Origin of the sequence: Winogradskyella sp. SYSU M77433, from assembly GCF_029911945.1 — a bacterium.
Taxonomy (GTDB): Bacteria; Bacteroidota; Bacteroidia; order Flavobacteriales; family Flavobacteriaceae; genus Winogradskyella.
This window is the reverse complement of the sequence record NZ_JARYTG010000002.1, coordinates 491522-505011: the sequence shown is the minus strand read 5'-3', so window position 1 is coordinate 505011 and position 13490 is coordinate 491522. Positions and strand designations below refer to the sequence as shown.

The following is a 13490-nucleotide window of genomic DNA, read 5'->3' as shown; positions in this document are numbered from 1 at the left end:
TAGTATTAACTGTTAAGTACAGCATTATTATAAAAATCAGTATAAGGATCAGCAAATTCTTCAATAGAAAAGTAGTCTAATACTGGTTTATTTAAATCATTTAAATAAGTGTCTAGTTCGTCTGGTAAATGTTCTGAACCTCTTATGATAGCATCTGAATTATCTATAGCAACTTTCATTAAATTCACATAATCTGGCTTTTCTAAGGGTTTTGTCATCTCTTCATCTAAACCATCAAAACTTATTTTTTTAAGCATGTCTTTATCTAACGTGCCATCGAAACTTTGATTGTATACAGAGGTAACAATTTTACTTTCAGTGAACAAAGGTTCGGTTTTGTAGTATTCTTTTAAGTATAAAGGTAATAAAGAAGCTAGCCAGCCATTGACATGAATAATGTCGGGTGCCCAGTTGAGTTTTTTCACGGTTTCAATAACACCTTTAGCAAAGAATATAGCGCGCTCATCATTGTCTGGGAAAAGTGCCCCGTTTTCATCGGTTAAGGTTGCTTTTCTTTTGAAATATTCTTCATTATCAATGAAATAAACCTGAATGCGTTCTTTAGGAATAGAAGCTACCTTAATAATCAAAGGCATGTCTAAGTCATTAATCACAAGGTTAATACCAGAAAGTCTAATTACTTCGTGTAGCTGATGTCTTCTTTCATTAATATTTCCAAAGCGAGGCATAAATATTCGAATCTGCCCTCCTTGTTTGTTCACCATTCTTGGAGCTTCAAATGACATTGAAGAGATCTCTGTTTCTGGTAAATATGGAACAACTTCCGAGGACACATACAATATTCGTTTATCTTTCATAAAATCTGCTGCTTTTTGAAAATTAATAGTAAAAACATGCAAAATTACAAAAATTTGTGCAGTTTGCCAGTAAAATATTATGTTTGCACGCGTTAATTTTTTGTTATTACATTGAAACAATTTCAAAATAAAACAGAATTATCACGTCATTTAAACACTCTAAAAGGCGTAAATAAGTCTGTAGGATTTGTCCCAACCATGGGTGCTCTGCACCAAGGGCATTTGTCTTTGGTAAATAGAGGATTAGACGAAAATGATATCGTTGTGGTGAGCATTTTTGTTAATCCAACCCAGTTTGATAATCAAGAAGACTTGGTAAAATATCCGAGAACTCTCAAAACCGATGTCGATTTACTTAAAACTGTAAGTGAAGATAGGATTGTGGTTTATGCGCCAACTGTAGAAGATATTTACGGAGATCATGTAGAGTCACAGTCTTTCAAGTTTGATGGCCTTGAGAATGAAATGGAGGGTGCTTATAGAGACGGTCACTTTGACGGTGTTGGTACAGTGGTTAAACGACTGTTTGAAATTGTAGAGCCTCAGAAAGCTTATTTTGGAGAGAAAGATTTTCAGCAGTTACAAATTATTAGAAAACTTGTTGAGTTACACAAGTTACCTGTAAATATCGTTGGCTGTAACATCAGTAGAGCCTCTGACGGATTAGCCATGAGTTCTAGAAATAAAAGACTGACTAAAGCACATAGAAATGTTGCTCCTCTTATCTTTAAAATCCTAAAAACTGCCAAAGCAAAGTTTGGCACAAAAAGTGCTAAAAAAGTTGCGGAATGGGTTGAAAAGCAATTTCAAAAAGAACCACTTTTAGAGTTGGAATATTTTACAATTGCAGATGTAACAACCTTAAAACCAGTAAAAAGAAAATCAAAAAACAAAACATATAGAGCATTTATTGCGGTATATGCAGGCGATATAAGACTTATAGATAATATCGCTTTAAATTAATTATCTTTGCCTCATGCAAATTCAAGTAGTAAAATCAAAGATTCATCGTGTAAAGTGTACAGGAGCAGACCTTAACTATATAGGCAGTATTACTATTGATGAAGATCTTATGGACGCTGCAAATATCATTCAGGGTGAAAAAGTTCAGATTGTAAATAATAACAATGGTGAACGTTTAGAAACCTATTGTATACCTGGTCCACGAAACAGTGGTGAAATAACCTTAAATGGTGCGGCAGCTAGAAAAGTAGCAGTGGGTGATGTTTTAATTCTTATCACTTATGCTTTTATGGATATTGAAGAAGCTAAAACTTTTAAGCCTTCTTTAGTTTTTCCAGACGAATCAAACAACCTTCTAAAATAAAATATTGAGTCGGGCGAAATCAATCCTAAAAATAGCATTGCCTTTAATTTTAGGTATTGCTTTGGTCTGGTATTCTTTATCAAAAATTACGTTATCTACATTAATTCAGTATTTTAAATTAGCTGATTATAAATGGATAGGTATCGGAATTGTGTTTGGTATACTTAGTCATCTTTCAAGAGCTTATAGGTGGCTATACATGGCAGAGCCTTTAGGTTATAAACCCAAGTTGCCTAATAGTATTATGGCTGTGTATTCGGCATACCTTATCAATTTCACTATTCCCAGAGCAGGTGAGATCGCTAGAGCTACAATTTTAAGTAATTATGAAAATATACCTTTTCAAAAAGGTTTTGGTACTATTGTGGCCGAACGTGTAGCTGATGCCATAATGCTAATGCTTATAGTTGCTTTAGCCTTCTTTTTAGAGTTCGAATTCATATATAATTTTTTTATAGACAAATTCAATATACCGACTCTGATTATCGGAGGTATTATACTCTTAGCTTTGGGTTTTGGTCTATTATTATTTATAAAAAAGAGTGAATCTGCAATAGCAATAAAGATTAAAGACTTTGTGTCAGGTTTGGTTGAGGGTGCCATGAGTATTTTTAAAATGAAAAGAAAATGGGCTTTTATTTTTCATACACTGTTCATTTGGATTATGTATGTTTTAATGTTCTATGTAACTACTTTTGCACTGCCAGAACTTCAGAATATTTCTATACAAGCTGTTTTAATCGGGTTCATTTTAGCAAGTTTCAGTATCGCAGCAACTAATGGAGGTATAGGTTCTTTTCCCGAAGCAGTTGTTATTGCCTTTGCAATATTTGGTATTGCAGAAGAACCTAGTAGAGCTTATGGTTGGATAATGTGGTCGTCCCAAACACTAACAATAATTATTATTGGTGGTCTATCATTAATTTTTCTTCCTATCTATAACAGAAAGAAAGCGACGTTATAGAAATATTTTTTAACTTGCTTTAATTAATCAGTTGACCATCAATATGAAGAATTTATACACGCTTTTTATCTTTTGTTTTGTTGCTTTGGGGCTTGAAGCTCAGACAATTTATAAAACAATAAATTCTAATAAGCTTGGCGGTGATCGTGAGCTTAAAATTCAACTTCCAAGAAACTACAATCCAGAAAGTGAACGAAAGTATCCTTTAATTGTGGTTTTAGATGGTGACTATTTATTTGAGCCAGTAGGTGGAAACATAGATTACCAAGCTTATTGGGGTGATATTCCTGATTGTATAGTTGTTGGTGTCAATCAAAATGATACTAGGAATGAAGATTTTTATTACAGTGATGATAATTATTTTCCTAAAGATACAGGCGCAAATTTTTATGAATTTATTGCTGCAGAGTTAATACCGTATGTTGAAGACAACTATCAAGCTTCAAGTTTCCGTGTGATATTTGGGCACGATCTTAGCGCAAATTTTATAAATTATTACCTCTTTAAAGATAATCCTTTATTTAGAGCATATGTAGCGCTTAGTCCAGATTTTGCTCCCGAAATGGTAAGTAGGTTGCAACAAAGATTATCAATTTTAAAAGAAGAAACGTTTTACTATATGGCAACTGCAGATGCTGATGTAAAGGATTTAAGATCCTCTATAGTTGAAGCAGACTCTCTTTTTAAAGGTGTTGAAAACAAAAACTTACATTATAAGTTTGAGGAGTTTCAAGATGGTAATCATTATTCTTTAGTTGGGAGAGGTATTCCTAAATCTTTAAATGAAATTTTTGAACTTTATAAACCTATAGATCGTAAAGAATATGATGAAGAAATTCTTACTTATGAAGGCTCACCTTACGATTACTTAATTACTAAATATGAGAAGATTGAGCGTTTTTATGGTTTTGAGAAAGAGTTGATAGAAAATGATATAAGAGCTATTTCAACAGCCTGTTTAAAGAAAGATGATTTAGATGCATTGGAAAATTTATCAAAATTAATCAATAAAGAATTTCCCGATTCAATGTTAAGCGCATACTATTCAGGTATGTACTATGAAAAAATTGGAAATTCAAAAAAGGCTTTGTTAAGATATAAAGCAGGTCTACTTTTACAGCCTTCACAATACATAGACAAAGAATTAATGCTTGAAAAAGTTTACGATTTGCAAGAAGGAATGAACGACTAAATGCATTTCGTCGAAAAAAATATATAATTTAACGATATTTTAGTATGTTTGGAATCCCAAACCAAACCTACTAGTTATGAGAAAAACTATTATTATAGTTGTTGCTTGTCTCGTTTACTGTACATCTTTTTCCCAAACGATTTACAAAGAGTTTTCTTCAGAAAGGTTAAGTGCAACTAGAAAGTTAAAGATAAAACTTCCAAAGAATTACGATCCAGAGTCTGATTTAAAGTATCCTTTAATAGTAGTTTTTGATGCTGATTACTTATTTGAACCAGTAGCAGGTCAAGTCGATTTTCAAACTTATTTTGATGATATGCCAGGTTCAATTGTCGTTGGTATAATTCAGGGAGAAGAACGTACCTACGATTCTTACTACGACGAAACAACAGGTTTGCCAACAGATTCAGGTTATAGATTTCATCAGTTTGTTTTAAATGAGCTGATTCCTTATATGGATAGAAATTATAACACTAGTAAATTTAGAGTTGCTGTTGGGCATGATGTTATGGGAAATTTTATTAATTCTTATTTGCTTAAAGAAGTGCCAGATTTTCAGGCATACGTATGTATAAGTCCAGATTTTTTGGGTTCTATAAATAGTTATATCTCCCAATATTTAGAATCTACTAAAAAAGAGATTTTTTATTATATGGCAACATCAGATAAGGATATACCTTTTTTGAGGAAAAATATTCTTAATACTCACAATAAAATTGAAAGTATAGAAAATCCTAACGTGATGTATTATTTTGATGATTTTGAGAGTGAGAACCATTATACGTTGGTTAATGGAGCTATTGCAAAGTCATTTGATAAAATTTTCGAATTATACAATCCGCTTAGAGAAAAAGAGTTAGAGGAAAAAGTATTACCGTACGAAGGGACTTTAGATAATTACTTGGTTGATAGGTACGATAGAATTGAAGAACTCTTCGGAATTACAAAAGACATAAGTGAGAAAGAGTTGGAGAAAGTGGCGCAAGTTGCAGAACAACGTGAAGATTATGAGTCTTTAGAAAAGCTAGGGAAATTAGCAAATAAACTTTTTCCAGAAACTTTATTAGGCACGTATTATCAAGCTAAATCTTTTGAAAAGTTGGGTAAAACTAAAAAAGCAAAAAAGCTTTACGAGTCAGCTTTAATTTTAGAAGATGCCACTAATATAAATAAGGAATATATTTCTGCTAAACTTAAGGAGTTAGTTACGGTAGCAGAGGTAGAAACTGAAGATATTCAAGAAGAATTAGGAGAGGTTGAGAATGGCGAGAATTAAAAGAAAACTGTCAACAGATTACTTTTTTGAGGCAATTTTCAAGAAAGTAAAGCACTATTTGATGTCTAATGATATCTCGTTTAGAAAAGTTGCCTTAAGAGTTGTACTTCTGGTAAGTTGGCTTAAGGACGTCAGCTAAAATTATCTTAATTTAGCCATATAAAAAACTTAAAGGTTTCTATAGATATCTAAATTATGGCTAAGGTAAAAACAACTTTTTTTTGTCAAAACTGTGGTGCTCAATATGCTAAATGGCAAGGACAGTGTACATCTTGTAAAGAATGGAATACCATTGCAGAAGAGGTTATTCAAAAGCCAGAAAAAAGTAGTTGGAAAACACAAAGTTCAACTTCAAAGCGTGTTTCAAAGCCTTTAAAAATTAATGAAATTGACACATCTCAAGAAGCGCGTCTTAATATGCAAGACGAAGAGCTCAATCGTGTGTTAGGGGGTGGTATGGTTAATGGATCACTAACTCTATTAGGTGGTGAACCAGGTATAGGGAAGAGTACCTTGTTACTTCAAATAGCTTTAAAGTTACCTTATAAAACACTATATGTTTCAGGTGAAGAAAGCCAAAAGCAAATAAAGATGCGTGCTCAACGTATCAATCCAAATGGTGAAAACTGCTATATTCTTACAGAGACCAAAACCCAAAATATCTTCAAGCAAATTGAAAGTGTAGAGCCAGATATCGTTATAATAGATTCTATTCAAACTTTACATAGCGATTATATTGAATCTTCTGCAGGAAGTATATCACAAATTAAAGAGTGTACAACTGAGCTTATAAAGTTTGCAAAAGAAACTTCTACACCTGTTCTTCTAATTGGTCACATTACTAAAGATGGTCACATAGCTGGTCCAAAAATTCTAGAACATATGGTAGATACGGTACTTCAGTTTGAAGGAGATCGGAACCATGTTTTCAGAATTCTAAGAGCAAATAAAAATCGTTTTGGATCTACTAATGAGTTAGGTATCTATGAAATGCAAGGATCCGGATTAAGAGAAGTCTCTAATCCTTCTGAAATTTTAATATCAGAAAAGGATGGTGAACTCTCAGGAAATGCTATTGCAGCTACTATTGAAGGTATGCGTCCACTAATGATTGAAGTACAGGCTTTAGTAAGTACAGCGGTTTACGGCACTCCTCAGCGTTCTGCGACTGGTTTTAATGCAAAGCGATTAAATATGTTATTGGCCGTTTTAGAGAAAAGAGCAGGATTTCGTTTAGGTGCTAAAGATGTCTTTTTAAATATAACAGGTGGAATAACTGTCGATGATCCAGCTATTGATTTAGCGGTAGTTGCGGCTATTTTATCTTCAAATGAAGATGTTGATTTACCAAGAGACTATTGTTTTGCTGCTGAAGTTGGTTTATCTGGTGAAATAAGACCAGTGCAACGTGTTGAACAAAGGATATTAGAGGCAGAAAAGCTAGGCTTCTCTACTATATTTGTTTCTAAGTATAATAAAATCAGTTTGTTAAAGTCGAATATAAAGATTCAATTAATATCAAGAATAGAAGATTTAACAAGTTTTATTATATGATTTTAAGATTATTTTACGATTTATTTTCTTACAATTATCACTCTTTGTCGGATTAAATTATCACTTTATCGATAAAAAATGATGTTTTTATTAGATTATTAGATTATTTATTCATATAATTGCTTCGTTATTAAAAAACAGTTTTAATTTTTGTTGATTTAAAGGACGGTTCTGCCCCTCAAAGTTTTGTCCTTGACGCTATTATCTTAACCTATGAAAACTTCAAAAACGCTTTTAGTTCGTTTCTTGCTTTTATTTTGTGCTTTGTCTTTTTTAGACTTAAATGCTCAATATTGTACACCAGCTAATATTAATAGCTTTAATACCAATTATATATCTAAAGTTTCTTTAGGAAGTATTAATCAAGGTAGTGGAGGACCCACAGGGTCTTATACCTATCAGTCTGGTGTTGCGCCTACAGATATAACTGCTGGTCAAACTCTTACGGGAAGTGTAAGGGTTAGAATAGATGGTTGGAATACAAATGCTAACACAGTTGTGGTTTGGTTAAATTTTAACAAAGACGATGATGATGATTTTGAGGATAGTGGCGAACGTTTTTTATTTACTTTCCAAGATAATAATAACAGTGGTGGTAAGAAAAATGTAACCGTTCCTATAAGTATTCCGATACCCTCAACTGTTCAAAACGGGTTATCAAGAATGCGTATTGGTATGAGGACTGGTACTAGTACATCATTTACCTCATGTGATTATGATTGGCAGGCTGGCGAAGTAGAAGATTATGATGTGAATTTTGTTGGTGGTTCAGGAGTTGGCTCACCTACTGATCCAGTACCTGTATTTTGTGACCCAATAAACATCAATAACTATAACACCCTTTACATTTCAAATGTTTCAATAGCTGGAATAGATAACAGCAGCTCAGGAACTACAGGTGGATTTACGTATTATTCTGGTGTTACTGCTGGTAATGTTCCTGTAGGAGAAACTTTAACAGGAAATATAACTGTAAGGTTAAACGGCTGGAATACCAATCAAAATACAGTAGCTATTTGGTTGAATTTTAATGAGAATTCTGATGATGATTTTGATGATACAGGGGAACAATTTTTATTTACATTTCAAGATAACAATAATGTCAGTGGAATAAAAACAGTAACTGTTCCTGTTAGTATTCCAATACCAGGTACAGCTGACGAAGCCTTATCGAAAATACGTATTGGAGTTAGAGATACAACTGAAACCGATTTTTCGGCCTGTGATTATAACTACAATACTGGTGAAGTAGAGGATTATCTTATCAATATTGGTGAGGGAATTCCTGATAGCACAGACTTGGATAGTGATAATGATGGAATCCTAGATGTAGATGAAGGAGCTGCATGTAATGAGATTACGCAAAGTCTGTCTTATGAGTTTTATGATATTAATGTTTCGCCAAGTGTAGATAATATTCCAACAACGGGAGCTACATCAACAGGAAGTGTATCTGAGATAGATGTAGATGCACTTTGGTCTACAATTACACCTGGTGATCATGAAAATTTTGCAATCAGATATAGTGGTTTTATTACTATTAATACAGAAGAAACATATACTTTTTATACCAGTTCTGATGATGGTTCAAAGTTATTTATAAATGGTAATCTGGTTGTTGATAATGATGGAAATCATTCTATGCAAGAGATATCAGGAAATATTGCGTTATCTCCAGGTGTATACCCAATAGAAATATTATTTTATGAAAGAACAGGAGATGAAGGCTTAACAGCTTCATACTCAACTTCAACTATTTCTAAAACATTAATTCCTTTTACTATGTTGTCGGAAATCAACTGTATGGATATAGATAATGATGGAATTCCAAACTACTTAGATTTAGATTCGGACAACGATGGTATTTACGATATCGATGAAGCTGGTAATGGAAGTTTAGATACTAACAATGATGGAATGATTGATAATAACGATGCTTCATATAATGATAATAATAATAACGGAGTAGACGATACAGCAGAAGCTACTTCACCTATTGATACTTCTGGGGATGGTATATTTGACTTTTTAAATATAGATAGTGATGGTGACGGCTGTAATGATGTAATAGAAGCTGGTCATTTAGATAGTAATTCAGACGGACAGGTAGATGGTACAGGAGTTGATGCTAATGGTCTAGTTGCTGGTGCTTCAACATCTTATACAGGTACAAATGCCAACGTCACTACAGCAGTAGAAGTTACTGTAAATGCTACAGGTTTAGGGGATCAATTAGTTGCAATTGGTGCAGGTACAAGTTTTACTATAACAAGTGCAATAGCAAAAAGTACAACGACATTTACCACAGATGGTGAACCAGATTATTCAAGTAACTATACAGATGTAAGTGCAGGTTTGAGTTACCAATGGCAATTAAATGGCACAAACCTAGTAAATGGTGGTGTTTATACTGGTGTTACATCTGCTAGTTTAAATATTTCGGATGTTACTGGATTGGATGGTAGTGCTTATACTTTAGTAGTAACACATGTTGATAATTCATGTATTCAAATTGAAAACAGCGCTACCCTATATTTAGATTCCGATACGGATGGTGATGGCGTTGGAGATTCTACAGATTTAGATATTGATAATGATGGCATATTAAATGTAGATGAAGGTGCTGGGTGTAATCAAGTTACCCAAAGTCTATCATATGAGTTTTACGATATGAATGTTATGCCAAGTGTAGACAATATTCCAACTTCAGGTGCCACAGCAACAGGTAGTATATCTGAATTCGACGTCGACGCACTTTGGCAGATGATAACACCTGGAGACGATAATACTTTTGCCATTAGATATACTGGATTTATTAAAATAAATACAACAGAGACGTATACGTTTTACACTACTTCTGATGATGGTTCAAAATTGTTTATTAATGGAGAAGAAGTAGTTGACAATGATGGAGAACATTCATCACAAGAAAGGTTTGGAACTATTGATTTAACTCCGGGTTATCATTCAATCACTATACTGTTTTATGAGAATGGTGGTTATGAATCTTTAAGTGTGTCATATTCTAGCTCAACTATTTCTAAAACATTACTTCCTTTTTCTATATTGACGGAATACAATTGTACAGATACAGATAATGATGGCGTAGCAGATATTTATGATTTAGACAACGATAATGATGGTATTCCGAATGTGGTTGAATTAGGTTTGATTGATGATAATTTAGACGGAACCGTATATGGTGATTCTACAAACCCTTGGGTCGATGCCAATGGAAATGGAGTACATGACGCCTACGAAAGTGTTGTGCCTATTGATACAGATGGAGATGGTGTGCCAGATTATTTAGATTTAGATAGTGACAACGACGGTATTTTTGATAGTGTTGAGTATGATGGGTATGGTGACATAGATATTACCGGAAATGGTGTTGGTGATGGTCAAGACTATGAAGACGGATTAAGTGGTACAGCAGGTAATAATCAAGATGGTGATGGAATTTTACCTTTATTAGATGATTATGATGGCCATGGAACATTAAGTTATACACTTCCTGTTGACACAGATGGTGATGGTATACCAGATTACTTGGATTTATTTAGTAATGATTCAACAAATGATATTGCTAATGGAAGTGATATTGGTAACACAATTTACGCACATCTAGATACTAATAACGATGGAGTGATTACTGGATCTGCAGACACAGATGGTGATGGTATAGTAGACGAATTTGATACAGATAATTCTGTTTTTGGATCGCCTAGAGATTTAGTTAATGGCTCTTACAGTATACTTTTTGATGGGAGGAATGATTATATAGAAGAACCTTCAAATGTTATCGAAGGGTTATCTAAGGTAACAATGATGGCTTGGGTTAAAATAGATGCTGATTTTGACTCAACTGGAGCAATTATGGGACAGGAAAATTCATGGGTAAGAATTAGTTCAGGCGGGAGAGTTAGATTTTATGATAGCAATAGTACATTTATACAAGCTCCAAGTTCTACAAACTTAGAATATAATAAATGGGCACACATAGCTGTGGTTTATAATGGTACAGCTTCTGAAGAAACATCGAAAATATATATTAATGGAGAAGAAGTAGCCTCGGGAGATACAGCATCAGGAAGTATTCCTTTTTCATCTGACCCAAAATTTAGAATAGGAAGAAAGCCATTTGATTCAGGCTCTGAACTTTATTTCAAAGGAGAAATAGATGAGGTAAGAGTATTCAATACCAATTTATCTGAAGAGGAAATACAAAGGATTGTATATCAGGAATTAGATGAGAATGAAAATTTCAACCAAGGAAAAATAATACCTAAAGAGATTTCTGAGAATAATATTGGAAATAACTTGATTAGATATTACAAGATGGATTCATTTAAAAATGATATTCTTGATAATAAAGTAACATCATCAATAGACGAAACCGCAGGTGCTACGATTTATAATGTAAAAAATCTACGTTTTCAAACAGCACCTTTACCATATAGATCTATCCAAGATGGTAATTGGACTTCAGAGAGTACTTGGGAACATGGTGATGTATGGGATATCAATGATATTAACAACAATAAATATTGGAATATCGTCGAAATAGATAATGAAGTTTCTTTATCAGAGTCATATTCTAGTACAGGATTATTAATTGATTCCAACGGTACCTTGAATGTTGAAGATGGTAACGTAATAAATAATTCTTGGTACATAAAATTAGATGGTACCATAGACTTAAAAGGAGACTCACAGTTAGTTCAAGGAAGTAAAAGTGATTTGGTTACCTCGGCAACGGGTAAATTAAAGCGCAGACAAGAAGGTTCTTCAAGTTTTTACTGGTATAACTATTGGGCTTCACCTGTAGGTTCTGTAGGTGCTACAAGTCTTACGGATAACAATTCATCTGTAAACAACTCTAATAATTCAACGTTCAGTTTAAACATGTTGAAAAAGAACGATGGCTCTAGTTTTGAATTTACCAATTCATACAATCAAGCAGGAAAAATAAGTAGATACTGGTTATATAACTACATGAACGGAGTTACCTACTATGACTGGCAGTCTATAGATGAAAACGATCCAATTAGTGCAGGAATAGGGTATTCTCAAAAAGGTACAGGAGTTTCTGGATCAGAACAACAATATCTTTTTGAAGGAAAACCTAATAACGGAACTATACTTGTCAATGTTAGTGATGTTGGCGGAAGTGGTTCTGTGCCAGCAGTATCACAAACGCAATACCTTTTAGGAAACCCATATCCTTCAGCATTAGATTTACATGAGTTTATTGATGATAATGTAGGTATAATTGAAGGAACTGTTTACTTATGGCAACAGTGGAGTGGAAGTTCTCATGCACTGAATGATGCCAATGGTGGTTACGCTCAAGTTAATAAACTTGGTTCGGTAAGAGCATATCAATTTGTTGGTATCGAAGGAGCAAATAATGGTAGCCAAGATGGTACAAAAACACCTTCAAAATATATACCAGTAGGGCAAGGCTTTATGGTAGAAATTATTTCAGATGGTAACATTATCTTCCAAAATAGCCAAAGAGTATTTATTAAAGAAAGTGATGCTGATGGATCATATAATAACGGTTCTGTATTTTTTAGAGGAGCTAATTCTGGCTATGCAAAATCATTGGATTCTGAGGAAACAGAAGATAATATCATGAGAAAAATCCGTTTAGAGTTCAATTCTGTAAATGGTCCAGCAGCCAAAAGAGAGTTGTTATTAGGATTCAGTAATACAACTTCAGACGATTTTGATTATGGATACGATGCAAAAAACACTAATGGTTACACGGATGATCTATTTTCAACCTTAAATGGTGAGCCAATGACTATGCAAGCCTTTGGTGAAATAACAAATGATAAGGTTGTACCGTTGATTTTAAAATCATCTGGAAATTACAACTACACAATCAAACTCACAGAGATAGAAAACGTAGATGATAGTCAAGACATTTTTATAAAAGATAACTTAACAAATGAATATTATGATCTAAGGAGTGAGCAACCTTTTGAGTTTGCTACAGAAACCGGTGAGTTTGCAAATCGTTTTGAGATTGTTTTTCAAGATGATTCAAGCACCTTGTCTCAAATAGATCAAGACATAGAATCTATCAACTTTTATTATGCAAATGCAAGACAAAGACTTGTGATTCTGAATCCTAATTACGAAAAGATAAAAGGAGTTAATGTTGTTGATATGCTAGGCAAAACTGTCAATTCAATTTCATACGAGTTTAATAGCTCTTACAATGAGTTTAGTTTATCAAACTTAAGTACAGGAGTATATATAGTGCAAGTAGTTACAGAAGGTAACGGTTCTGTAAGTAAGAAGATTATAGTAGAATAATCTAGTTAGTTTAGTTAAGTACAAGGTCGTTT

Annotated in this window: 8 protein-coding genes; 7 read left to right on the top strand and 1 reads right to left on the bottom strand. The window is 33.4% G+C overall.

Annotated elements, in window-relative coordinates; all coding sequences use genetic code 11:
• Positions 1-5 precede the first annotated feature (5 nt).
• On the bottom strand, positions 6-818 hold the full coding sequence (locus tag QGM60_RS05580; RefSeq protein ID WP_281139237.1) for a glycogen/starch synthase: 813 nt from the start codon (positions 816-818) through the stop codon (positions 6-8).
• A 111-nt stretch (positions 819-929) separates the two neighbouring features.
• Here QGM60_RS05580 and panC point away from each other — a divergent pair, with 111 nt between their 5' ends.
• The 7 genes from panC (at position 930) to QGM60_RS05545 (ending at position 13458) form a co-directional block, all read left to right on the top strand.
• The gene (gene panC, locus QGM60_RS05575) at positions 930-1781 is read left to right on the top strand and encodes a pantoate--beta-alanine ligase (protein ID WP_281139236.1); all 852 of its coding nucleotides are present in this window, start codon (positions 930-932) and stop codon (positions 1779-1781) included.
• A 13-nt stretch (positions 1782-1794) separates the two neighbouring features.
• Positions 1795-2145, top strand: coding sequence for an aspartate 1-decarboxylase (panD, locus tag QGM60_RS05570; protein ID WP_281139235.1), 351 nt, complete (start codon positions 1795-1797; stop codon positions 2143-2145).
• A 46-nt stretch (positions 2146-2191) separates the two neighbouring features.
• Positions 2192-3109, top strand: coding sequence for a lysylphosphatidylglycerol synthase transmembrane domain-containing protein (locus QGM60_RS05565; protein WP_348634889.1), 918 nt, complete (start codon positions 2192-2194; stop codon positions 3107-3109).
• Positions 3110-3152: 43 nt separating this feature from the next.
• Positions 3153-4301, top strand: a complete 1149-nt coding sequence (locus QGM60_RS05560; protein WP_281139233.1) for an alpha/beta hydrolase-fold protein — start codon at positions 3153-3155, stop codon at positions 4299-4301.
• A gap of 76 nt (positions 4302-4377) precedes the next feature.
• The gene (locus QGM60_RS05555; protein ID WP_281139232.1) at positions 4378-5577 is read left to right on the top strand and encodes an alpha/beta hydrolase-fold protein; all 1200 of its coding nucleotides are present in this window, start codon (positions 4378-4380) and stop codon (positions 5575-5577) included.
• A gap of 195 nt (positions 5578-5772) precedes the next feature.
• Positions 5773-7131, top strand: a complete 1359-nt coding sequence (gene radA / locus QGM60_RS05550; RefSeq protein WP_281139231.1) for a DNA repair protein RadA — start codon at positions 5773-5775, stop codon at positions 7129-7131.
• A gap of 213 nt (positions 7132-7344) precedes the next feature.
• On the top strand, positions 7345-13458 hold the full coding sequence (locus QGM60_RS05545) for a PA14 domain-containing protein (RefSeq protein WP_281139230.1): 6114 nt from the start codon (positions 7345-7347) through the stop codon (positions 13456-13458).
• Positions 13459-13490 lie beyond the last annotated feature (32 nt).

Excerpts from the sequence above, each read along its gene's own strand:
- QGM60_RS05580 (WP_281139237.1), bottom strand. The coding sequence starts at position 818 with ATGAAAGATAAACGAATATTGTATGTGTCCTCGGAAGTTGTTCCATAT.
- QGM60_RS05545 (WP_281139230.1), top strand. The coding sequence starts at position 7,345 with ATGAAAACTTCAAAAACGCTTTTAGTTCGTTTCTTGCTTTTATTTTGT.
- QGM60_RS05555 (WP_281139232.1), top strand. The coding sequence starts at position 4,378 with ATGAGAAAAACTATTATTATAGTTGTTGCTTGTCTCGTTTACTGTACA.
- QGM60_RS05560 (WP_281139233.1), top strand. The coding sequence starts at position 3,153 with ATGAAGAATTTATACACGCTTTTTATCTTTTGTTTTGTTGCTTTGGGG.
- radA (WP_281139231.1), top strand. The coding sequence starts at position 5,773 with ATGGCTAAGGTAAAAACAACTTTTTTTTGTCAAAACTGTGGTGCTCAA.
- panD (WP_281139235.1), top strand. The coding sequence starts at position 1,795 with ATGCAAATTCAAGTAGTAAAATCAAAGATTCATCGTGTAAAGTGTACA.